General features: G+C 46.4%; 20 protein-coding genes, 1 tRNA gene and 4 pseudogenes. 21 read left to right on the forward strand and 4 right to left on the reverse strand.

The genetic code is table 11. The features are described 5' to 3' along the window. Positions 1-139: 139 nt before the first annotated feature. The 6 genes and pseudogenes from nadA (at position 140) to KHX94_RS20820 (ending at position 5333) form a co-directional block, all read left to right on the forward strand. A pseudogene (nadA, locus tag KHX94_RS18445) lies at positions 140-1206 on the forward strand (quinolinate synthase NadA). Positions 1207-1338: 132 nt separating this feature from the next. Further along, a pseudogene (locus KHX94_RS21940) lies at positions 1339-3331 on the forward strand (methyl-accepting chemotaxis protein). A 166-nt stretch (positions 3332-3497) separates the two neighbouring features. Further along, positions 3498-3585: transfer RNA gene (locus KHX94_RS18460), tRNA-Ser, on the forward strand. Positions 3586-3703: 118 nt separating this feature from the next. After that, positions 3704-4120, forward strand: a complete 417-nt coding sequence (locus KHX94_RS20810) for a DUF6538 domain-containing protein (RefSeq protein ID WP_244859230.1) — start codon at positions 3704-3706, stop codon at positions 4118-4120. A 91-nt stretch (positions 4121-4211) separates the two neighbouring features. Continuing rightward, positions 4212-4649, forward strand: a complete 438-nt coding sequence (locus KHX94_RS20815) for a hypothetical protein (RefSeq protein ID WP_244859231.1) — start codon at positions 4212-4214, stop codon at positions 4647-4649. Positions 4650-4652: 3 nt separating this feature from the next. Beyond that, positions 4653-5333: a site-specific integrase gene (locus KHX94_RS20820; RefSeq protein WP_244859232.1), complete on the forward strand. Its 681-nt coding sequence runs from the start codon at positions 4653-4655 to the stop codon at positions 5331-5333. Positions 5334-5388: 55 nt separating this feature from the next. On the opposite strand, the gene KHX94_RS18470 is transcribed toward KHX94_RS20820, so the two are convergent. From KHX94_RS18470 to KHX94_RS18475, 3 genes are all read right to left on the reverse strand, one after another. Next, positions 5389-7287: a phage/plasmid primase, P4 family gene (locus tag KHX94_RS18470; RefSeq protein WP_244859233.1), complete on the reverse strand. Its 1899-nt coding sequence runs from the start codon at positions 7285-7287 to the stop codon at positions 5389-5391. Between the two features lie 67 nt (positions 7288-7354). After that, complete coding sequence (locus KHX94_RS20825; RefSeq protein ID WP_244859234.1) at positions 7355-8083, reverse strand: CHC2 zinc finger domain-containing protein; 729 nt, start codon at positions 8081-8083, stop codon at positions 7355-7357. Between the two features lie 137 nt (positions 8084-8220). Next, positions 8221-8544 carry a helix-turn-helix domain-containing protein gene (locus tag KHX94_RS18475; protein WP_213681705.1) on the reverse strand — a complete coding sequence of 108 codons (324 nt, stop codon included), beginning with the start codon at positions 8542-8544 and terminating at the stop codon, positions 8221-8223. Between the two features lie 568 nt (positions 8545-9112). Here KHX94_RS18475 and KHX94_RS18480 point away from each other — a divergent pair. The 8 genes and pseudogenes from KHX94_RS18480 to KHX94_RS18510 all read left to right on the forward strand — a co-directional run bounded on the left by KHX94_RS18480 (position 9113) and on the right by KHX94_RS18510 (position 17506). Next, positions 9113-11100: pseudogene (locus KHX94_RS18480) on the forward strand (type I restriction-modification system subunit M). Then, complete coding sequence (locus tag KHX94_RS18485; RefSeq protein ID WP_213681706.1) at positions 11097-11537, forward strand: hypothetical protein; 441 nt, start codon at positions 11097-11099, stop codon at positions 11535-11537. The pseudogene KHX94_RS18480 and the gene KHX94_RS18485 overlap by 4 nt, the downstream one beginning before the upstream one ends. Beyond that, entirely contained in the window at positions 11513-12439 is a 927-nt protein-coding gene (locus tag KHX94_RS18490; protein WP_213681707.1) for a restriction endonuclease subunit S, read from the forward strand. The genes KHX94_RS18485 and KHX94_RS18490 overlap by 25 nt, the downstream gene beginning before the upstream one ends. A 72-nt stretch (positions 12440-12511) precedes the next feature. Next, the gene (mntA, locus tag KHX94_RS20830) at positions 12512-12940 is read left to right on the forward strand and encodes a type VII toxin-antitoxin system MntA family adenylyltransferase antitoxin (protein WP_244859235.1); all 429 of its coding nucleotides are present in this window, start codon (positions 12512-12514) and stop codon (positions 12938-12940) included. Next, positions 12940-13368, forward strand: coding sequence for a type VII toxin-antitoxin system HepT family RNase toxin (hepT, locus tag KHX94_RS20835; protein WP_244859236.1), 429 nt, complete (start codon positions 12940-12942; stop codon positions 13366-13368). The genes mntA and hepT overlap by 1 nt, the downstream gene beginning before the upstream one ends. 6 nt (positions 13369-13374) lie before the next feature. After that, on the forward strand, positions 13375-16167 hold the full coding sequence (locus tag KHX94_RS18500) for a type I restriction endonuclease subunit R (protein WP_244859237.1): 2793 nt from the start codon (positions 13375-13377) through the stop codon (positions 16165-16167). A 398-nt stretch (positions 16168-16565) separates the two neighbouring features. Beyond that, positions 16566-16763 (forward strand): hypothetical protein, encoded by a 198-nt coding sequence (locus tag KHX94_RS18505; RefSeq protein WP_213681708.1) that lies wholly within the window; start codon positions 16566-16568, stop codon positions 16761-16763. Between the two features lie 38 nt (positions 16764-16801). Beyond that, positions 16802-17506 carry a zeta toxin family protein gene (locus KHX94_RS18510; RefSeq protein WP_213683516.1) on the forward strand — a complete coding sequence of 235 codons (705 nt, stop codon included), beginning with the start codon at positions 16802-16804 and terminating at the stop codon, positions 17504-17506. A gap of 244 nt (positions 17507-17750) precedes the next feature. Here the strand turns inward: KHX94_RS18510 and KHX94_RS18515 are convergent, their stop codons facing one another. Then, positions 17751-18161: a hypothetical protein gene (locus KHX94_RS18515; protein WP_213681709.1), complete on the reverse strand. Its 411-nt coding sequence runs from the start codon at positions 18159-18161 to the stop codon at positions 17751-17753. Between the two features lie 160 nt (positions 18162-18321). On the opposite strand from KHX94_RS18515, the gene radC reads away from it, so the two are divergent. From radC to KHX94_RS20840, 7 genes and pseudogenes are all read left to right on the forward strand, one after another. After that, a complete protein-coding gene (gene radC, locus KHX94_RS18520; RefSeq protein WP_213681710.1) occupies positions 18322-18807 on the forward strand; it encodes a RadC family protein in 486 nt (161 codons plus the stop codon). Further along, positions 18804-19250, forward strand: coding sequence for a DUF2787 domain-containing protein (locus KHX94_RS18525; protein WP_213681711.1), 447 nt, complete (start codon positions 18804-18806; stop codon positions 19248-19250). The genes radC and KHX94_RS18525 overlap by 4 nt, the downstream gene beginning before the upstream one ends. Before the next feature lie 364 nt (positions 19251-19614). Further along, complete coding sequence (locus tag KHX94_RS18530; RefSeq protein ID WP_213681712.1) at positions 19615-20169, forward strand: recombinase family protein; 555 nt, start codon at positions 19615-19617, stop codon at positions 20167-20169. A 2-nt stretch (positions 20170-20171) separates the two neighbouring features. Further along, positions 20172-20747, forward strand: a complete 576-nt coding sequence (locus KHX94_RS18535; protein ID WP_213681713.1) for a hypothetical protein — start codon at positions 20172-20174, stop codon at positions 20745-20747. A 52-nt stretch (positions 20748-20799) separates the two neighbouring features. Further along, positions 20800-21102 carry a hypothetical protein gene (locus KHX94_RS18540; RefSeq protein WP_213681714.1) on the forward strand — a complete coding sequence of 101 codons (303 nt, stop codon included), beginning with the start codon at positions 20800-20802 and terminating at the stop codon, positions 21100-21102. Then, the gene (locus KHX94_RS18545) at positions 21102-21239 is read left to right on the forward strand and encodes a hypothetical protein (RefSeq protein ID WP_213681715.1); all 138 of its coding nucleotides are present in this window, start codon (positions 21102-21104) and stop codon (positions 21237-21239) included. The genes KHX94_RS18540 and KHX94_RS18545 overlap by 1 nt, the downstream gene beginning before the upstream one ends. A gap of 208 nt (positions 21240-21447) precedes the next feature. Next, positions 21448-21546, forward strand: a pseudogene (locus KHX94_RS20840) (hypothetical protein); the annotation flags it as partial. Between the last annotated feature and the right edge of the window lie 299 nt (positions 21547-21845).

Here is a 21845-nt window from a genome sequence, read left to right on the forward strand (position 1 = left end):
AAAGCCCCATTTTTGGGGCTTTTTCTTGTTGATTGCAGGCCACTTGGCGCTTGGCAAACGGGCCTAGGTCACAAAATAGTTACCGAAAAAGTCGTTATTCCGTATAATGTCCAGACGTTTTACCGTTCAGTTGTAGGTTATGCAAAGGTCAGCCGTAAATACTACGTCATATCAATACGCTTTTCCTCCAAAGCCCGTGCCATTGAGCGATGCTGAAAAGTACCACTATCGTGAACACATAAAACAGCTATTAAAGCAGAAAGATGCTGTGTTGGTGGCGCATTACTATACCGATCCTGAAATTCAGGCGCTGGCCGAAGCCACCGGTGGCTGTGTCGCTGATTCATTGGAAATGGCGCGATTTGGCAAAGAGCATCCGGCACAGACACTGATCGTCGCTGGTGTTAAATTCATGGGGAAACCGCCAAAATTCTCAGCCCAGAGAAAACCGTGCTAATGCCAACACTGGAAGCCACTTGTTCACTGGATGTTGGTTGCCCGGTGGATGACTTCAGCGCCTTCTGCGAGGCTCATCCTGATTATACTGTGGTGGTTTACGCTAATACCTCTGCGGCAGTCAAGGCGCGTGCCGATTGGGTGGTCACGTCCAGTATTGCGCTGGAAGTGGTTGAACACCTGGACAGCCTAGGACAGAAAATCATCTGGGGGCCAGATCGACATCTCGGTAGCTACATTCAAAAACAAACCGGCGCCGATATGCTGCTATGGCAAGGCGAGTGTGTAGTGCACGATGAGTTTAAGGCCAACGCGTTACGAGCGTTGCAAACACAATACCCTGATGCGGCTATTTTGGTGCACCCAGAGTCGCCAGCCAGTGTGGTAGAAATGGCCGATGCGGTTGGTTCCACCAGTCAGTTGATTAAAGCGGCACAAACACTGCCCAACGCAACGTTCATCGTAGCAACGGATAAAGGCATTTTTTATAAGATGCAACAAGCAGCACCAGGAAAACAGTTAATCGAAGCGCCAACCGGTGGACATGGCGCTACCTGCCGCAGCTGCGCGCATTGTCCATGGATGGCGATGAATGGCCTTAAAGCAATTGCGAATGCCCTCGAGCTCGCACAACCACAGGATCACGAAATTTTCGTCGATGATCTGCAACGACAGCAAGCATTACTTCCACTGACAAGAATGCTGGATTTTGCCGCAAACCTGAAATTAACGGTTAAAGGCAACGTTTAAGATAAAGTTATACATTAGCTGCTGGTTTATCAGTATTTTTCTATTGCTTAATTAATAAACGGCATACGTTAAAGCTGTCTATACTGAATGCAATATGAAAACTCCGGCAACAGTGCTCATTGAGGAATTACCATGTATTGGCAATGGATTGGCAACCTTCCACTTCGTGTAAAATTTTTGTTTGTTATCGTCCCATCATATTTGTTTGCCATTATTTTCGGTTGTGTGCTGGTATTTCAATATCTGTCACAAGCAAACAGCGCCAGCCAGGTTTTGGCGTTAAGCAAACTCGCCAAAGTGAACAGCGAATTAGTCCACGAACTACAAAAAGAGCGGGGCATGAGTGCCGGCTTTATCGGGGCGGGAGGTCAAGCATTTGTGGATAAGCTGCCGACACAAAGGCAAACAACAGACAAGGTGCTGACAACTTTTAGAACATTTATCAGCAACCACACCTTACCCGCAAGTTTTTCCACTGAACTAAACGAAGTGAACAGCTTGCTTAGCAAGTTATCAACCATCCGCGGTCAAATTTCAGCACTTAGCATCAGTGTGGCGGATGAAGTGGCTTATTACACTCGTCTTAATGCTTTGTTGTTATCTATTGTGGACGATACCGTCAAAGCTGGCACAGACAAAACTATCGCCGTAGATGCCGCCGCCTTTTCCGCGTATTTGCAGATGAAGGAACGCGCCGGGATTGAACGCGCGGTTCTCAGTTCTACCTTTGGGCAACAAGGGTTTAAAGGTGGTGTTTACACCCGCTTTGTCACGTTAGTTGCTGAGCAAAACAGCTTCCAGCAACGATTTCAGGCGCTGACCAATAGTGTTATGTTGGCGCGGTACCAACAATTGCTAGCCCAACCCGCGATTGCCGAAGTGACCCGTTACCGCACCATTGCACTCGCTCAGCAAGCCGCAGACATTGCTAAAGAATCGCCAGAGGCTTGGTTTGCCGCATCAACCAAACGCATAGAGCTTATGCATGACTTTGAAAAAGCCTTTCCGATAATCTTATCGGCGATACAGCATCGCTGCATAATCGGCTCCTGACTAAAAGTTGGGTGTTAGGAAGTTTAATTCTGGCTGGTGTACTGCTCGCCGGAACCATCTCGTGGATCATCCAGCGTTTTATTAGTAACAACCTCAAAAAATTCACCAGGGGATGACTACCGCCAGAAAAGAGTTCGACCTGCGCCAACGTATTGAGCTTCATAGCTCAGATGAACTGGGGACAGTCGCCAGTGCTTTTAACGAGATGATGGGAGACTTTGAACGGATAATCACTAATGTTCGCGCCAGCAGCAAAACATTGCGGCAGGTAGTTGATACCCTCAACGCTCATTCGTCTCAAATCAACGATGATGTAGCTGTTGGCTCCAGTGAAACCGAACAGGTAGCATCAGCGATGACAGAAATGAGTTCCACCGTACAAGAGATCGCTAATAATGCGGTGCAGGTTTCTGAGGCCTCTCGTTTAGCCTCGCAAGAAGCACAAAAAGGCAATGATGAAGTATTGAAAACCGCTGATGCCATGGCCGATTTGGCAGAAGAGATTGAAGTCGCCGCCTCCGCATTTAAGCAGTTAGATAACGATATTCACGGCATTGTGAATGTGCTTGAAGTTATTAGTGGTATTGCCGAACAAACCAATTTGTTGGCGCTGAATGCCGCCATTGAAGCCGCCAGGGCGGGGGACATGGGGCGAGGCTTCGCCGTTGTTGCCGACGAGGTGCGTAATCTGGCCCAGCGGTCACAATCATCTACCGAAGATATTCGAGGCATGATTGAACGCTTGAAAATAGGCGCGGTTAAGGCATTGAATGCCATCTCCAAAGGTCAGACGATGGCCAATAACAGTGTTGGCGAAGCCCAGCAGGCCGGGAAGGAACTGCATAAAATCGTTGACCATGTGGCGTTGATCGAAAACATGAACGAACAGATAGCGGCCGCGACTCATCAACAGTCGGTTGTCGCTGAAGAAGTGAATCGTAATGCGATGAAAATCAGCGATATCTACCGCAATACGCAACAGATAGCGACAGAATTCAGGGAACTTAACGTATTGCTGGTCGACGAGGCCGACAAAATGGGCAAAGAAGTTAGTCGATTTAGGGTGTCATAGGATTAAAATCAGCAACTTGCTCAGCAAATACCCAAATGGTAAGGCAGCCGAGATTTTCGCTTGACCCTCGAAATGCTTTTGCGTAAAGTACCGCTCCGTTGGCAAGCTAGTCAGCCGTGGCTATATGCTAATGCGATGTTGGATGAACATCTATAAAACATCCTGTGGTGAGGTGTCCGAGTGGCCGAAGGAGCACGCCTGGAAAGTGTGTATACGGAAACGTATCGAGGGTTCGACTCCCTCCTTCACCGCCATATTTTATGAACCCGATCTCATGGTCGGGTTTTTTATTGCCTATCAAAAACCTACAGAATTATAGTAGCTTAATCCAATGGCTCACCAACCTTTGGCACCTTGGGGTGGTACAAAGCGATGGCTTTTATGATTCAACCTATTCGAAATAAAAGAACGGGAATGTTTGAACTTCGTCTCGGAGTTCCAAAGGCTCTCATACCGTACGTCAAAGGTGAAAAGCAGTCATTCAAGCGTTCCCTTGATACTAAAGACCAACAAGAAGCTAAGGCTAAAGCTCCAGCCGTAATCAATGAGCTTTACGGAATACTCGCAGAAGCTAGGCTTCGTAAAGACAATCAAGAGCGTGAGTCAGCTATAAACCCTGCGGTCCTTGATGTCATAGTCAGCCGTTGGCTTATCAATGAACGTCAGCGTCTCGGTGAGCCAGATGTATTATCTCGGTACACGCTTGAGTCTGATGCAGGGCTTGAACCTGTACCTGAATGGTTCAGTGACCCACTCCTGGAACAAATTATGCAATTCAGCCGTCGATAACCAAGGTTTACTCAGGCGTGACGCTGTTCGGTTTGGTAATCACGAAACGTCAATTCAATCAACTTCAACGTTTCAACAATCGCTCTCATCTATGGGATTTACAGTCATCGATGCCGACGTTTCTTCCCAAGCTAACGCTTCTTCAGATGACCAAATATCCAAGAACTCTACAGTGTCCCAGTTGATTGAATGGGTGCATTCGCAAAAGAAAATCGAGTTAGGGGACGATTTGGGTAATTGGATAGCTGAACGTAACAAAGCCTGCAGTCGGGCATCTGAATTTTTCGGTAATAAACCCATTGGAGATATTAGAAAACTCGATATGCGGACGCTGCTTGAGTTAGTCACCCAATGCCCAAGCCTGCCGAAAATGCACATCAGAAGTTTGCCTATGAAAAATCAGATTGAGATTGCCAATGCCGAAAACCTAGCTCGGGTATCACTGCAAACTGCAAACTGCAAACAAAGAAATCAAACTGTTATCCGGCTATTTTCAATTGGCCGTCAAGTTAGATCTTATCCCGAATAATCCTTGCCACGGTGTGAGTATAGCCGTACCGAAAAAGTAAAGTTACGTGTACCTGAATACACAAACTCCGACATTAGCGCTATTTTCTCACTGCCTCTTTTCCGTGAAATTCCAGCCAAGATTAAAGCTCGCTACGGTGATGCTCCTTATTGGCTACCAGTTATCCTTGCATACACTGGTGCTCGGGCCGAGGAGATTGCCCAATTATATGTAGACGATATTGAACAAGATGCTGAGAAGCCGGACGAATGGTATTTCCATATTCGAGCGGCTAAACCTGATCAGTCAGTAAAGCGTAATAAATCACGTAGGGTGCCAATCGCTCAGCCGCTGATCAATTTAGGTTTCTTCGAATACCTGAAGACCGTTCCTACAGAGGGAAGAGTTTTCCCGTTACTTAAGGCGGCTAGCAAAGGAAAGTACCATGCAACAGTGGCTAGGTACCTTAGAGGCAAGTTTGAAAGCTGCAACATCCCCCATTTTGATGAGCTAGAACCACTGCATGCGTTCCGCCATCGCTTCACTACTGAAGCCCGTAAAATTGACATGAGGGAAGACGTGCAAAATGCCATAACAGGTCATTCAAATGCGGGCAATGTCGGGCGAACTTATGGCTCATACCAAGAGTTGCACGCAGCGATTAATAAAATGCCTGTGATTAATATCCCCAAGTGGCACCCATAATGACAAAAGAGGCCGTATAGGCCTCTTCCTTAGTCACAAAGGGGAGACTTACAACTCACACCACGTACTGGGTTGCCACAGTACTGGCTTGATTGCTCAAGAACAGGTGTGTTCCATCTGTACTCTCAGTGGGAAGATCTTCGTAAGGACTTTTCAAACGGATGCCTAGAATGGCTGCCTTGCTGTTTTTACGTGTCTTCTCAAATCCTTTTTCGACAAGGCGTTTAGTCATGGTCTTTCGAGGCATTCTCCAATCACCGTCCCGTTCAGCCCATTTACGAAAAGCATCATACAATTCATCGGTGTGAATATATTCACCCTCGCAAATACATTCTTCGAAGAACATCTCCAAAAGGTCTGACTCATGGCGATACTCGTCGATCTCCGCTTTGATGTTATCTGGCATGGATGCCTTAATACCTTGAGTTAGCCACTGGTGTACGCCCTCCAATGCCCAGTTAAGAATGCCTGGAAGTTCGGCATACAACTTATCCATTAAACGTGGATCAAGTTGCTCTTTGCTGAAGCTCGCATTGAACGGTAATAAGATCATGCGTCGCCACATCCCCGGGCTGGTATCGCGGATCACCGGCTTATGATTGCCGATCATCATCAGCTTAAACATTGGTCGGAATTCGAGTTCCTTCTTAGCGTAGAGCGGGCGAGCAACAATTACATCGTCCCCCGTCATTGACTTCACCAAGTTCTCGTCCATACGGGAGCCTTCGGCAAGCTCGTTAGCCACGACTAAACGACTACCAATGAGTTTCGCCAACGAAGGGTTAGGGCCGTTGTTATTGCCTTTACTCTGCAGTAACACTTCATTGTTGATTTGATGGTAATAGTTTCCCATCAAACGCTGAATAACATTCATGAAGGTGCTCTTGCCGTTACAACCATGACCATGAAGGAAAAATAGCACCTGCTCGTCAGTACGGCCTGTGAGAATATAGCCCACAATCCGCTGTAGATACTCTCCGTATACAGCATCACCACAAGTGATCTCTTGAATGAACTGCAACCAACGAGGGCAGGTGGCAGTAACATCAAAAGTAACGTTGCTGGAGCGACTGATATAGTGTTCTTTATTTGCTTGGATTAGCTTTCCACGTTCAAGATCAAGCACGCCATTTTCAACACCGAGTAGCATGGAGTCAGCATCAAACGCGTTCGCCGCAATGCTATTCCCTGATTTAAATAACTCCTGCATATCGACAATCTTTTTGCGGTTTAGCGTGCTGCGTCCGAACTTCTGCAAAGTATCTGCTTGTTTGAGCTTGGCGCTATCCTTCTTAGATAAAGCATCTGCCATTAATCGTTGTGCTTGAGCAATAATTTCTTCACCTACGCATCGACTTGCTTCTAATTCAGCCCCTTGCGTTGAATTCCATTTGCCATCATTGAACTCGAAGAAGCCACTCCATTCAGGGACAAACATCAGTGAGCCCTTGGTTAAGTCTTTCAAGCGATCTGCATTACCGACATCATTGAGTGTATCTTCATCAAAGCCTTGCCAAATGGGTGATAAGACTGCTGCAGGTGCTTCCGTTGACTCAACGAGAACTGTCCCCGCGGCATCTTCCCTTTCTGCGGTATCATCTTCGGCTATACACGAGCAATTAACGCCACACTGCTGGACTAACTCCGTTAGAGGCAGATGGTGCTCTGTACGCAGGTAGTCGTCGATATCCTTACCTTGTCCTTCAGGGATAGTCACCTGAATCAGCGATGGCAAACCGAGTTCCTGCAACTTCTCACGGTACTTGTCTCCGGCGGTATCGCTATCAAAAAAGGTGACAACATCGCGGTTATGCAGGTGCTCAGCGATCCAATCTAGTTGGCTTTGCCCGATAGAGCCATTGGTGGCTAGGATAGGACCTTCCCAGCCATGTTCGTATAACGCCAACAGATCGTGCTCACCTTCGACAATGGCAACTGAACCATCTCGACTCATTGAGTCCTGTCCATAGAACTGGATACCATTGAGCCAATACTGTTTAGGGAGTTGATACTGCGTTTTTTCAAAGGATCTTTGAAAGTAAATCGGCAGATATCACCAGACTCATCATAATGAGGAAAGATATAGACCTGATTGGGAAAAAGTCCGATGGCTCGAATTTTCCCTCTCGCACTAGTCCTGAGTCATATAGCTCTTGAATCTCAAACCCTAGCTCAATGAGGTTTCGCCACAATTCGCCTTTAGCATATCCAACTCGATGGTCAATCGGCGTGTCGAAGCGAATTTTACGTTTCATCGCTAGCTGTTTTAGTGGCTGAGCATCACCATCAATCATCTGACCAAAGTAATATTCCTCCGCTGCCTTCAGCAAAGTTTGTCTTCGCTGATATTGCTCTGGTGTCAGCATGATTTGTTCAGGCTTAGCTTTTTTGAGGCGAGGTGTAGTAACGATAGACGCCCCTTCAATCTCACCGTTGAGCAGTTTGTTGGCTGCATCACGAGGAAATTTGGCAAGTCCCTTCTCAACAAGGAAATTGAAAATATCGCCACTCTCACCACATGAAAAGCAGTAATAATTTTGATTGTCTGGATCACCGTGAAAAATCTTAAAGCAGTCCTGATGCCCGCAGAAAGGACAATTATCGTCCTCAAGCTGGCAATAGTCGCTTTGGGTGGGTTTGATTGAATTATCTAGCAGTGAAGCTATTACTTCTGGTAAATCAAACTTGGCTTTTACGCCTTCGAATCCGATTTTGTCTAAAGTTGTGTTGTTGAAATAAAATGATGTCATTTTCGACATCTCCTGTTGTTCGGCTCGGACTAAAATAAATTTGGAAGTAATATTTAGTCTGTGTTGAACCGTTTTGCCCGCATAAGGCTCTCCTCGATGACATCCTCTTACCATGAAATGTCTCGAGGAGATCTCAATCAATCGAATAAACGACGATAAAGATTAATCCCCTGCAATCCCGCAGAAGAGAGCGTTTGTGAGCTGACCAGCAGCCCTGATTGTTCCAGTCGTTTGATGTGCCGCCGAGCTGTTCTCAATGAATAACCACAGCGTTTCACCAAGGTCTTCGCTAAGCTCACTTTGCCGCCCATCAACAAACCGTCCACCAGCGGCATACGGCTTATCTCATACATCGTCTGACCAAGCTGATCATTGAACAGCTCATAGGGCATTCGATAAGCAACATTGATATTGCTCAGTTGGCTTGGTAACTCTGTCACTAAGAATTCTCGGTTTTGCATCTCAAACTCCTGCGGTGTCTCTCATGTCATCACACCGTCACTATTAATTTAATCGTTTTGAATTAGTGTTGAACGTTGTAAAACAGTCATAAGGAACAGAATCAGAGATAGTGCAGAACTATTGCTTAAAAAAAGATGCATGAAATATATCTATATAAATATGATAATGCATTCGTTAAATGCATGTATATGAATTAATGAGTTTTTCTCCATCATTAACCATCAATCTCCCTTGCCACCTCTGCCGGAAAATCAGCAAGTTCACCAAACTATTCCTACTTATTTTCCCTATAGCACTTTTATAAATTTGCTGAAAAATCAGCAGAGAAATAGCTATAGCTAAGCATTAAGCCCAGCAGTTCTGTGATTAATGGGAAATGGCTTAACGAGAAAATCGGCAGCGGAATGTGAGAGTGTGTCATCGAGTAGCAAACAGATAACCAACTAGATAAGCGAACTGTGAAATTACGCCTGTTCAGCCCATAGGCCAGTTGGTACACTTTCAACCCTTAGTTATTGTTTTTATAGAGCTGCTCACGAAATAAACAAAGCAGCCATCAGGGTCATCATGGAACCAACCAGTATTAGTTCGCTTGCCAGTTTTATCTGGTCAGTTGCCGATATTCTTCGCGGTGATTTCAAACAGTCTCAGTACGGTCGCATCATTCTGCCATTCACGGTATTACGCCGTCTGGAATGTGTCCTAGAAGCCACCAAGGGCAAAGTCTTAGCTCAAGTGGAAGCCACCAAGGCTCTGCCCGATGCCGCTCGTGAAAAACTGCTGCTCAATGCCTCGGGTCAGAACTTTTACAACGCATCTCCACTCAACCTGAACTTGCTCGGTGAGAACAACACCGCTGATAACCTTGACGCCTATGTGCGGGCCTTCTCCAAAGATGCTCGTGAGATTTTCGAGCACTTCAGTTTCGTCAATACTATCTACGCCCTTGACGATGCCGACTTGATTTACCAAGTAGTGCAAAAATTCCGTGAGGTTGACCTGTCGCCAGCCGCGGTAGACAACTACCACATGGGCTTAGTGTTTGAAGAGCTTATTCGCCGCTTTGCTGAAAGTTCGAACGAAACCGCAGGGGAGCACTTTACTCCGCGTGATATCGTGCGGTTAACCACCTCATTGGTGTTTAGTGGCGATGATGATGCCTTAACTAAGCCTGGCGTGGTGCGTTCCATCTACGACCCAACCGCCGGTACGGGCGGCTTTCTGTCGTCTGGAATGGAATACCTTAACGAGATTAATCAACAGGCTCGCTTAGCCACCTTTGGCCAAGAGCTGAACCCTGAGTCCTACGCTATCTGTAAAGCGGATATGCTGATCAAAGGGCAGAATATCAGCAACATCAAGTTGGGTAATACTCTGTCAGATGACCAACTGGCGTTTGAACGCTTTGACTACTGCCTGTCTAACCCGCCGTTTGGCGTGGATTGGAAGAAAGTTGAAACTCAAGTGAACAACGAGCACAAAAAGCACGGCTTTAATGGCCGCTTTGGCCCAGGCTTGCCACGGGTGTCTGATGGTTCGTTACTGTTCTTGCTGCACCTCATTAGCAAGATGAAGCCCGTCAGCGATAAATCCGCCGGTAGTCGTATTGGCATTATCCTTAACGGCTCACCGCTGTTTACCGGTGGTGCCAGGCAGTGGCGAGTGAAATCCGCCGCTACATTCTTGAAAATGATCTGCTCGATGCCTTAGTCGCTTTACCCAACGACATGTTCTACAACACCGGCATTGCCACTTACATTTGGGTACTGTCTAACCACAAGCCTGCTGAGCGTAAAGGCAAAGTGCTGCTGATCAACGCTAGCGACATGCACTCCAGCATGCGTAAATCCCTCGGTAGCAAACGCAAGTTCCTTGATGATGAAGCGATTAACACCATCGTTGAGCTGTATAGCCGCTATGAGCAAAGTCCGGTCGCCAAGATTTTTAATACCACCGACTTTGGTTACCGCCGCATTACTGTTGAGCGGCCAATGAAGCTGGCTATCTATCCCCATGATGCCGACAAACTCAGCAGTTTGATCGAGCAAAAAGCCTGGCAGAAGCTCGATGACGAGCTTAAACACGCGGTGCTGTCAGCACTCACCGCGTTGCCGCAAGACAAGTACCTGTCCCGCGAAGTATTTAAAAAGGCCTTTAACAAAGCCTTTGCGGCCATTTCCACCAGCAAGCTGCCCGCAACGGTACTCAAGTTGCTGCTGAGCAATCTCGGCGAGCAGGATGAAACGGCGGAGATTTGTAAAACTAAGGGCGTTGCTGAGCCTGCCACCGAACTGCGGGACTACGAAAACGTACCGCTCGGTGAAGACATTAACACTTACTTCAAGCGGGAAGTGTTACCCCATGTACCAGAAGCCTGGATTGATACCAGCAAGATAGATCCACTTGATGAGCAAGTGGGTGTTGTCGGTTATGAAATCCCGTTTAACCGCCATTTCTACCAGTACCAGCCACCACGACCATTGGCCGAGATCGACGCCGATCTGGAGGCCGTTTCTAAAGATATCATGAACTTGCTTTCAGAGGTTCACTCATGAGTGCAAGTTATACTAGTTATCCAGCTTATATGGACTCACAAATTGCGTGGGTTGGTGAGATGCCATCATCTTGGCATTTGAAGAAGGTAAAGTTCCTATTTACGATCAAAAAAAGAATTGCGGGGAGTCTTGGGCATGATGTGCTTTCTGTTACTCAACGAGGGGTCGTAAAAAAAGATATCGATAGTGGGGAAGGTCAGCTTTCTACCGATTACTCAAAGTATCAATTAGTTTATCCTGGCGATTTTGCAATGAACCACATGGACCTATTGACTGGTTATGTGGATATATCACGTCACGAGGGTGTTACAAGCCCAGATTATCGAGTTTTTACCCTTGATGATGCACAAAACTGTGCAAAATATTTCCTATATATCTATCAGTTAGGCTACCAAAAAAGATTTTCTTCCATATGGGACAGGGTGCTTCGCATCTAGGTCGATGGCGTTTAGCAACTGAAGAATTTAAGGAAATGGAATTTCCGTTTCCAAGCCCAATAGAACAACACAAAATTGCAGCCTTCCTCGACTACGAAACCGCCAGAATCGACCGCCTGATAGAAAAGCAACAGCGGCTGATTGAACTGCTAAAAGAGAAACGCCAAGCGGTGATCTCCCATGCAGTCACCAAAGGCCTCAATCCTGATGCTCCAATGAAAGACTCAGGCGTCGAGTGGCTCGGCCAAGTGCCTGAGCATTGGACAGTGGCAGGTTTTAAAAAATATATTGGGCCAATTGTTGACTATCGTGGACGGACACCTGAAAAAACAGAGTCAGGGGTCTTTCTTGTAACCGCCAGAAATATAAAAAATGGAAATGTAGACTATAGCCTTTCTGAAGAGTTTATATCTGACAACGATTACCCAGAAGTAATGAAACGAGGTAAGCCTAAAATTGGAGATGTCTTATTCACAACTGAGGCACCTTTGGGCGAAGTGGCACAAGTAGATGATGAAAGTGTCGCATTTGCTCAACGCATTATTAAATTTCGAGGATTGGAAAACATTCTAACTAATGATTATCTCAAGCTATTTATACAATCAACTCCGTTCCAAGATGGTTTAATGACCTACGCTACGGGTTCTACAGCTTTAGGAATTAAAGTTGAACGGCTCAGCTACCTTAAGCAATTGATTCCTCCAATATCTGAACAAAAACAGATAGTTTCGACAATTAAGCTCCACCATATCAAATACGGTCGACTTATAGCTACGGCTATGGAAGCTATAAATTTAATGAAAGAACGCCGTACAGTTCTTATCTCCGCTGCAGTCACTGGCAAAATCGATGTGCGTGCTTGGGTAAAACTTAAAGAAGCGTCAGCGAGTGATGCGGCATGAACTTAGCGTTAATCTTCCCGATAACGGCGGTAAGTTGTTATGCTGACTCAATGAATGTCAGCGGGAGATACCATGTCGTCAATTAACGCAGCGTTAGTGACTCTCGCCAAGAGCCAAGCAGACATTGCCGTGCTGTGGCTCTACGGCTCACGGGCCAAAGGCAACGCCAGCGAGCAGAGTGATTGGGATTTGGCGGTGGCGTTTAATCCGGTGAAATTGGCAGATCCACTTGATAACCGATTGCGGGCCGAGCTGCTGGCACTCGATTGGCAACGGCAACTTGGTTTGCCTGAAGGTAAATTATCGCTGGTGGACATTAATCTGGCGCCTATTCCACTGGCGTTTGAAATCATTAACGCTAATCAGGTGATCTACTGCCGTGATGACGGCCGTCGTCTGCAGGAAGAAGCTCGTATTATGTCAAAGATGGAGCTGGACTATTGCCAAGCTAACCGTAACCCGCTTGCCCAAGGCTCTCTCAAACAAGGAACTAGCGAATAATGTCTGACAACGCTTATATCACCTCATTGCGACTGAGCCTTAGTCGCTACCAAGCGGAATTAGCTGAAATTAAGAGCTTACTTGGTGAACGGGCTTTATCAAACCTAGAGTATCGAGCGGCAGAACGCACGCTGCAGGTATCAATTGAAGCCTGTATTGGAATAGCCAAACATTGGGCGAAAGCGTTGGCAGGACACAGCCCACAAGATGCTTATCAAGCGTTTGAGATCCTCTGTCAACGCGGTCAACAGCCCGCAGATGGCCTGGCAGGCTGGCGTAAAGTCATAGGCCTGAGAAACGCCCTGGTGCATGATTACTTGAACATTGACCCAGAGATTATCCGTAGCGTGATCGCCCAAAGCTATACCGACCAGTTATTTACCTTTGCCGAACAAGGCCTCAATTGGCTGGCACAGCAGGAGAGTTAATCATCCATGAGCATGGAAGCAAAAGCCCGCGAGAAGGCATTCCAAGATCACATCGTTAAGCAGCTAGCCCAGCAAGGTTGGCTCATTGGGGATTCAGCCCACTATGACAAACAGCGTGCTATCTACCCCGAGGACCTGTTGGATTATCTGCAAGAAAGCCAACCTGACGCTTGGAGTAAGTTCGCCAAGATTTATCCGCAAAATACCAACGAGCATCTGTTTAACGCGGTCGTCAGGCACTTAGACCATAGCGACAAAGGGACGCTGTGGTTACTGCGAAATCATCTGGAAGATCGCGGTGCGAGACTTAGATTAGCGACCTTTAAGCCTGATCACGGTTTAAACCCCGAGCTAATGGCTCGTTATCAAGCTAACCGTTTACGTGTGGTACCTGAGTTGGTGTATAGCCCGAACGGTTACGACGGTCGCTTGGATTTGACGCTGTTCTTAAATGGTTTGCCAGTGGCAACATTGGAGCTGAAGTCTTGTTTTAAGCAAAGTCTTGAGAACGCCAAACAGCAGTATCGCAAAGATCGCCCCGTTAAGACCGGCACTAAGGACGAGCCATTACTTAAGTTTCGCCGCGGTGCATTAGTGCATTTTGCTGTGAATCAGTTTGAAGTAGCAATGACCACTAAGCTGGCCGGTGATAATACCTTCTTTTTGCCATTTAACCGCGGTACAGCAGCCGGTGGGGCGGGTAATGATATTCCTGCATCGGGTGAAGGCTTTGCAACTGAGTATTTGTGGGATGAAATATTTTCACCTGATAACTGGCTGAGAATTCTTGGGCGTTACATCCACCTTGAAGTAAAACGTGATGAAGATGCTCTTGGGCGAATTGTTAAAAAAGAGACCATGATCTTCCCGCGTTATCACCAGTGGCATGTGGTGCAAAAGCTACTCAACACAGTGCAACAAGAAGGCACTGGACATAAGTATCTTATTCAGCACTCTGCAGGTTCTGGCAAGTCCAACTCAATTGCTTGGTTAACCCATCAATTGGCCTCGCTGTATCAAGCCAACGGCAATAAATTCTTTAAGTCGGTGATTGTGATTACCGACCGCACAGTGCTTGATAGCCAACTGCAGGAAACTATTTCGCAGTTTGAACATGCTGAAGGTGTGATCAGTAGCATCAACCGTGATGAAGGTGAGGGCAGCAAATCGGCACAACTGGCGGCGTCACTCGCCAACGGTACGCCAATCATTGTGGTCACCATTCAGACGTTCCCACATGTGCTGAAAGCAATTCAAGAAACTACGAGCCTCAAAGACAACACCTTCGCCGTGATTGCTGACGAAGCTCATTCGAGCCAAAGCGGTAGCACCGCCAGACAGTTACGTGAAGTGTTGATGGCGGAACAGCTCGATGAGAATGACGAGCTAAGTGCTGAAGACGTGATGAACATGACGCTAGCCGCTCGCGGTGGTAGCAATAACATCAGCTACTTCGCCTTTACGGCGACGCCAAAGGGCAAAACCCTGGAGCTGTTTGGCCGACCTGAAAACCCTATGATGCCGCTGAGCGATAACAACAAGCCTAAAGCGTTTGATGTCTACAGCATGCGGCAGGCGATTGAGGAAGGCTTTATCCTTGATGTGCTGCGGAACTACACCAGCTACAGCTTGGCCTATCGTATGGCCATGGCTAATGGTGACGCCGAGCAGGAAGTGGACAGTAAGAAAGCCAAAAAGTTGCTGAACCGTTGGGTGCGATTGCATCCTCATAACATTGGTCAAAAAGTGCAGGTGATTGTGGAGCACTTCAGAGCCAACGTGGCTCAGTTACTCAACCAACAAGCAAAAGCGATGGTGGTCACCAGTAGCCGCTTGGAAGCGGTGAAATACAAGCTGGCGTTTGATAAGTATGTTAGCGAGCAGGGCTATCATCATATTCAAGCCATGGTGGCGTTTTCGGGCGAAGTGGTTGACCCGGGTACCAGCGTTGGCCATACCGAACGTAGCATGAACCCTGACTTGAATGGTCAGGACATGCGAAAGGCATTTGACACCGACAGCTACCAGTTGATGCTGGTGGCCAATAAGTTTCAAACAGGGTTTGACCAACCGAAACTGTGTGCCATGTACGTGGATAAAAAGCTGACTGGCGTGGATTGTATTCAGACGCTGTCACGGCTTAATCGCACTTATCCAGGTAAGGACCGTACCTTTGTGCTGGACTTCGTCAATGATCCGCAGGATGTGCTGACTGAGTTCCAGAAATACTACGAGATTGCTGAGCTGGATACTGTGTCTGATCCTAACTTGGTGTATGACTTGAAGCACAAGCTGGTGAACGAAAACATCTTCCTTTGGAGTGAAGTTGAAGCCTTTGCCGAATGTTACTTTGACCCCAAACGTGGCAACGATTACATGCTGCACTATTTGGCACCGGCACGCGAAAGATTCCGTAAACGCTATCAGTTAGCTACCGATGCCCTAAGAACCGCTAAACAGCAGCTCAAGCTGATTAAGCAAACAGGCACTGACGTTGACAAGGCGAACGCAGAAAAACGCGTGACAGAGGCCGAGGAAGCCAGAAACCAAATGGTGATGTTCAAGAAAGACTTGAACAGCTACATCCGTTTCTATGAGTTTGCCTCGCAGATCACGCTGTTTGATGCGGCAGATTTAGAACAGCTAAGCAGCTTTGCTAAGTATCTGTTGCCGCTGCTGCGGGAAGAGGATCTCGATGATGATGACATCGACCTTGATGGATTAGTGCTGAGCCATTACAAGCTAAAGAGAAACGCACCCAAGACCTTGAACTGCGTGAAGGTCAGGGCGAAGGCTTAGATGGGATTACAGGACTTGGCTCCGCGAAACCTAAGCACGATAAAAAAGACTTTCTCTCTGAGATCCTGGCGAAGCTCAATGACCTGTTCGGCGAAGACGTCACCGACGGCGATAAGCTGGATTGGTTGCATGGTATGGCCACGAAGATTTCCGAAAATGAAATCGTTATGGCACAGATCAAGAACAACGATCGCAAGTCGATCATGCAAGGGGATTTCCTGGAGCCGCTGATCAAGCCGTTATCGAGCGAATGGACACCCAGAACAGTATGTCGATGGACTACCTTTCTCGCCCAGAAGCCGCCAAAGCAATACAGAACATCCTGCTGGATATTTTGCTGAAAGGCTTTGGTAAAGAGCTGCGGGGGTAAACTCACAAATGTTTCGAGGAGGTGTTTGATGGCTACATCATCTTTTAGCCGAGCGTTTGTCGTCATTGACGCCGATGCAATTGCTAAGCTCAAGCTGGCTTCAACTCACCGATCTCCGAGGAAGGCTGACCGCATCAGTGACGATGTTAAACATGAACTAGCGTTGCTGAAACGGCGGTTAAAAACAACCTCTAATTCTGTCTATGATGAGGCTAAAGATTGTTAAGTGCTAATGCGATATAACGCGGAGTCAAAACTTTGGATATGAGCGATACCGAGCGTGCTATTCATGATCGAGCATTAGAGTACGCCAAAGCAAATAAGAAGCGGATAGCTAAAGAGATTGTTGATGTTTACCCATCCGAAAAATCTCCCGTTTCAGTGTTCATGGCTGGCTCACCAGGAGCTGGTAAAACTGAAGTATCTAAAGCGTTTATCGAGGCTATTGGTGATTCGACACTGCGTATCGATAACGATGAATTGAGAGAGCGTTTTGATGGCTACAATGGGTTGAACTCTCCGTTATTTCAGGACGCTGCGACACGATTACTTGAAGCCATTCATGACCGAGCGTTAGATAAGAAAGTTAGCTTTATCCTAGATACAACGTTATCGCACTTTGAAAAGGCTCGACAGAATATTGAACGTTCAATCAATAAAAAACGAGATGTTCTAATATTATTCGTATACCAACGCCCCGATGTTGCTTGGCAGTTTGTCAAAGCACGGGAAAAAACAGAAGACCGTAGAGTTCCCGCCGAAGTTTTCATCGAACAGTTTTTAGGCTCTCGGGCGACAGTGAACGCCTTGAAAGAATCTTTTGGCAGTGCTATTGAATTAACGGTGTTAGTGAAGGATATTAAAGGGGAGATCGAGCGTTATTTCGACAATGTGGACTCAATTGACGCCCACATTAAAGATCAGTACAATCGCGAATCTCTTGTCGAAATAGTCGACAATGATAAGTAAGTGGAGGTGTTATGCTTGCTAAGTTAATGAAAGTAAATGAAAAAACTGTCGAGACGTCTAAGTTGGCAGATTTCGTTCAGAATGCATCTTCAAGAGACAAGAAGAAAGTATTCAAGCAAGTTTTGAAGGCATCTTCTGCGGAGCAGCGAAAAGTAATAGAGCAAGCTGCGTCCATGCGGTAATTGCTGATTCTGTTTCGCTAAGGTAGCACAAGGGCTACCTTTTCTATTTCAAGCGGATGCCGTTATCTATCAGGGTAATCGCCATACCAGTAGTTCACAGCCAACCACTCGCCAAACTGTTGGTAATGCATTAGTAATCTGACGATCCAGTGCATATAGGGCAGGTGTTGCTTTGGATGTGTTGCGTAAAGTTTCCCATCTTTGCTTAAAAAGATTGACTCGGGGATGAATCCTTTATCAATCAGAAACGCTTTAATGGCTTCAGGCTCTCTGAATAGTCCAGTTCCCATCACCATTTCACCTTGTAGGTGCATCATCTTTTGGTCAGTCCCATTTTTATCGGGAACAATTTCCACGGTGAAGAATGGAAGCCCATTTTTATAGGCTTCATTGTACTGATGGTCTCGCAAATGCCGCGAAAAACGGCCATCAACGAGTAAAGCGGGATAAGATAATGCGACTTCTGCATTCATGATTTTTCTCCAGATATTATTTTGATAGGGGCCGAATTTGTCACCCCCGATATATCTATTTTAATCGGATCAAGTTGGCCTCAACTTGCTTATACTATCAATTTTTCATACGACAGTTGGCATAAGAAACCTGAAGTAAATCAACACTTAGGAATCTTATATGTCAGAACTATCAAACCCAACCTTTGACGGCGTTAAGTCAGAGACTCTGGTTATAAGAGAGGCATTAGCAATACTCGATGCCCGTTATCAGAACCGACAAAACTGCACTGAGGTTTTCACCTCGCCAGCTCTTGTCAGAGATTACTTGCGGCTCCGTATGAGTGGCTATGAGCGAGAGGTCTTTGCGGTGCTTCTACTTGATAGCCAGCATCGATTGCTGAGCTATGAGGAGTTGTTTTTCGGCACCATAGACGCCGCGTCTGTCTATCCAAGGGAAGTCGTCAAGCTGGTGCTCGCTAAGAACGCCGCTGCGGTGATCTTTGCCCACAACCATCCATCGGGTTACGCCGAACCATCGAATGCGGATAGACGCATCACAGAGCGATTAAAGACAGCCTTAGCGACGATTGATGTGTCGACGCTAGACCATCTAGTCGTTGGTCACCTTGATGTGGTGTCATTCGCAGAAAGGGGGTGGCTATGACAACGCTTCCAATACCTGTTATTCAGATAGATTTTCTCACCGCAAGGAAATGGTTACCGGTCACGCTAAGCCTGTCTAGGATGTTACAACGGTTGCTGGTGGAAATGTCTGGTACAGACAGCAGCAAGGCTGTAACACTGAATTTCAAAGACCCTAACTATTCGTCTGAATGTGGAGGCTTTCACCCGGTAGAAATTCGCCTAGAACGGACTGCCGCGAACATCTGGCAACTGAGCTATATCACCGATTTTGCCTACTTCGGACGTCATTACCCAGAGTTGGAGAAGGAGATTGACTTCAACTTCAGCACTGGCATCGGGTATCAAGCTTATGTTGGTGACCATCCGTTAAACCATTTCAGTGGCCTCTATCGGCTCTGGGAAGCCAATTTCAGAAGCTATCTCACCGATAACCTCTACCAGATAACCATTCACTGGGACTAATCCTTTCAAGCTCAATCTCACTACATGTACCCATGTGGTGGGCATTGTACTGCCTAGAGGCTAGCCCACTCAGGAGATCCATCATTAACGAGCTATTGAAACAGGTCGCTAAAGCGGCACTACTGACCATTGTGCCAATCCTCATTCAGGCTTTCGCTGACCGCTATTTGTCAGAGGAAAAACCCTGGGCAAACGAAGGAAGTGATGACGATCAACAATCTGATTAACACCTTGTTTGCAAAGTCAATAAACCAAGCTCATGTGACACAGCTAGACATGCCCGTTTACCCGTGTCACATGGGTTGTTTTGCACCTTTTGAAGGGCTCGGTCAGTGTACCTTGCCCTATTGAACAGGAGTAATACATGGCAGAAATCGGATATGCCCGAGTCTCGACCACGGGACAAAGCCTAGATGCCCAACTAAAGGCATTAATGTGCTGCGACAAAGTGTTCCAAGAAAAGGTAAGTGGTGCAAAGGATGACCGTCCGCAACTGCAACTCATGCTTGAGTTTGTAAGAGAGGGTGACATTGTGATTGTCACTAAGCTCGACAGGCTTGCTCGTAACACTCGCCACTTGTTGGAGATAGCTGAGTTCTTGGTCAAGAAACAGGTTTCACTACAAATCCAGAATCTAGGCATAGATACAGCAACCCCTACAGGCAAGCTCATGCTGACTATGGTTGGTGCCATCGCAACATTTGAACGAGAGCTGATGTTAGAGCGGCAAGCGGAAGGGATAGCGCTCGCAAAACAGCGGGGAAAATATAAAGGACGAAAACCCACGGCAATCACTAAGGCGAAAGAAGCCGCCCCATTGCTTGCGGAAGGTATGCCTAAGCCAGAAGTGGCTAAGAGACTGAATATCAGCTTGTCCAGCGTTCAACGGATAGCAAAACAATTAACATCTAAGGATTAGTTATGAACGAGAAAAGAAAGAAACAGCTAAAGACTTACTATGCGGTATTTGCTGGAATGTCGGGTATCAGCACGTTAGCTTTGTTGGCATGGTATCTATACGTCGGTGAAAGTGGGCGAATGATGGCGTTGAACCCTGTCGCAAGCACGATCTTATTCGGTTGGTCGAGTATCTTTGGGGTCATCATTATGGGTATGGCACTCTTTTCCCCAATCGGTATGTGGAATATCTCCGTCAAACAGAAATGGCTTGAAGAAGGCACAGAGCAAAATCTAAGCCCACAACAAACAGAATACCGGAGCAAGAAGCATAAACTACAAACTATTCTTGCTAGTTATGCTGTCATAGGAGCCTACGGAATTATCAGTTTCATGGCTGTTTTGCACCTAAATAATACAAGTGGAACTGAGCTAATTGAGCGGCTCTCTGGCTCATTTCTAGGATGGGGAATATGTATCGCCACTATTGCTGGTGTCTGGGGATATCTCCATACGATGGAGCAACAGAAAGAGCTAGAAAGCAGCCGGAATATTTCACAAGAATCCTCACAGTCTGCTCAAGTAGATCTTGATAAATAATACCTAAGGCCATCAAGCAAATTGATGGCTTTTTTATGGAAGGAACACCTAAATGAGCAAACTCAATCGCTGGCTGCAATCGACCGCACTCACTATATCCCTTTGTTCCACCACAGCATTTGCAGAAGATGTTTCGCAACATCTGCAACGACTCTATATGTGGGAGGCCGTTGCAAATACCTGCATCAAAAAAGCCCCAAAAGAACTCGAACAAGACTGGAAATTCAGAGCAACACTGCTCTTTGTAGAGATAGGATTTTGGGAGAATAGCTTAACCAGCAAACTCCGTTATCAGGGAATGATACAGTGGGAAATTAAACAAGTCTTCCAATCAATCAAAGAGCCGGGGTATTGATGGCTCAAAGAACCGCTGATGACATGGAATGCAATGCTGACGATGCAGAATTAGTAAGACGTATCATCCATGCAGATCCCTACGAGGAACAGGCGCTGGATGCCATAGAACAAGCTTCACATTATTTGTCAAAATGATTTTTGTTGATATCGCTGCTCGTCATATTCAAAGTGAGGACTATGGAAATACCGAGAATGGATATCTACGGTTCTGGCTCAGTCCAGCATTCTCAGATTTTCAAGGTGTAATACTACTCAATTTATGTTGTTAGACAGATCTCCACAGTAGCTAAATCTCCTATACGAGTTTGTACGCGAGGATGATTCAGTCGTCGTCACCAAGTTAGACCGACTGGCAAGGAACACCCGCCACCTACTAGAAATTGCTGAGTTTCTAGCCACAAATCCAGATGATACCGGAACCCCTCAGCGAAACTCATGCTGACAATGGTAGGAGCTATTGTCACATTTGAGTGTGATTTAATGCTGGAGCGACAAACGGAAAGGATTGCAATCGCAAAGTCCAAAGACAAGTATAAAGTAAGGGTACCAACAGCGATGGCGAAGAACATACATAAAACGGGAATTGCAAAGCGGCTTGGAATATCGCGGTCAAGTGTTCAACGGATTTCATTAGGGAAACATTAGGATTGTTTCTGCTAGTTTGATCAAAAACATGGAATACAAGCAAAAACTTATGTAACTTCCACTAAGTTACTAAATTTACTTATATACCTGCTTCAA

This window comes from Shewanella dokdonensis (assembly GCF_018394335.1).
GTDB lineage: Bacteria > Pseudomonadota > Gammaproteobacteria > Enterobacterales > Shewanellaceae > Shewanella > Shewanella dokdonensis.

Bases quoted from the DNA above. Each gene is read 5' to 3' on its own strand.
- KHX94_RS20810 (WP_244859230.1), top strand. From the start codon at position 3,704: ATGGCTTTTATGATTCAACCTATTCGAAATAAAAGAACGGGAATGTTT.
- KHX94_RS20815 (WP_244859231.1), top strand. From the start codon at position 4,212: ATGGGATTTACAGTCATCGATGCCGACGTTTCTTCCCAAGCTAACGCT.
- KHX94_RS18470 (WP_244859233.1), bottom strand. From the start codon at position 7,287: ATGAGTCGAGATGGTTCAGTTGCCATTGTCGAAGGTGAGCACGATCTG.
- KHX94_RS20825 (WP_244859234.1), bottom strand. From the start codon at position 8,083: ATGACATCATTTTATTTCAACAACACAACTTTAGACAAAATCGGATTC.
- KHX94_RS18475 (WP_213681705.1), bottom strand. From the start codon at position 8,544: ATGCAAAACCGAGAATTCTTAGTGACAGAGTTACCAAGCCAACTGAGC.
- KHX94_RS18485 (WP_213681706.1), top strand. From the start codon at position 11,097: ATGAGTGCAAGTTATACTAGTTATCCAGCTTATATGGACTCACAAATT.
- KHX94_RS18490 (WP_213681707.1), top strand. From the start codon at position 11,513: ATGGGACAGGGTGCTTCGCATCTAGGTCGATGGCGTTTAGCAACTGAA.
- mntA (WP_244859235.1), top strand. From the start codon at position 12,512: ATGTCGTCAATTAACGCAGCGTTAGTGACTCTCGCCAAGAGCCAAGCA.
- hepT (WP_244859236.1), top strand. From the start codon at position 12,940: ATGTCTGACAACGCTTATATCACCTCATTGCGACTGAGCCTTAGTCGC.
- KHX94_RS18500 (WP_244859237.1), top strand. From the start codon at position 13,375: ATGAGCATGGAAGCAAAAGCCCGCGAGAAGGCATTCCAAGATCACATC.
- KHX94_RS18505 (WP_213681708.1), top strand. From the start codon at position 16,566: ATGGCTACATCATCTTTTAGCCGAGCGTTTGTCGTCATTGACGCCGAT.
- KHX94_RS18510 (WP_213683516.1), top strand. From the start codon at position 16,802: ATGAGCGATACCGAGCGTGCTATTCATGATCGAGCATTAGAGTACGCC.
- KHX94_RS18515 (WP_213681709.1), bottom strand. From the start codon at position 18,161: ATGAATGCAGAAGTCGCATTATCTTATCCCGCTTTACTCGTTGATGGC.
- radC (WP_213681710.1), top strand. From the start codon at position 18,322: ATGTCAGAACTATCAAACCCAACCTTTGACGGCGTTAAGTCAGAGACT.
- KHX94_RS18525 (WP_213681711.1), top strand. From the start codon at position 18,804: ATGACAACGCTTCCAATACCTGTTATTCAGATAGATTTTCTCACCGCA.
- KHX94_RS18530 (WP_213681712.1), top strand. From the start codon at position 19,615: ATGGCAGAAATCGGATATGCCCGAGTCTCGACCACGGGACAAAGCCTA.
- KHX94_RS18535 (WP_213681713.1), top strand. From the start codon at position 20,172: ATGAACGAGAAAAGAAAGAAACAGCTAAAGACTTACTATGCGGTATTT.
- KHX94_RS18540 (WP_213681714.1), top strand. From the start codon at position 20,800: ATGAGCAAACTCAATCGCTGGCTGCAATCGACCGCACTCACTATATCC.
- KHX94_RS18545 (WP_213681715.1), top strand. From the start codon at position 21,102: ATGGCTCAAAGAACCGCTGATGACATGGAATGCAATGCTGACGATGCA.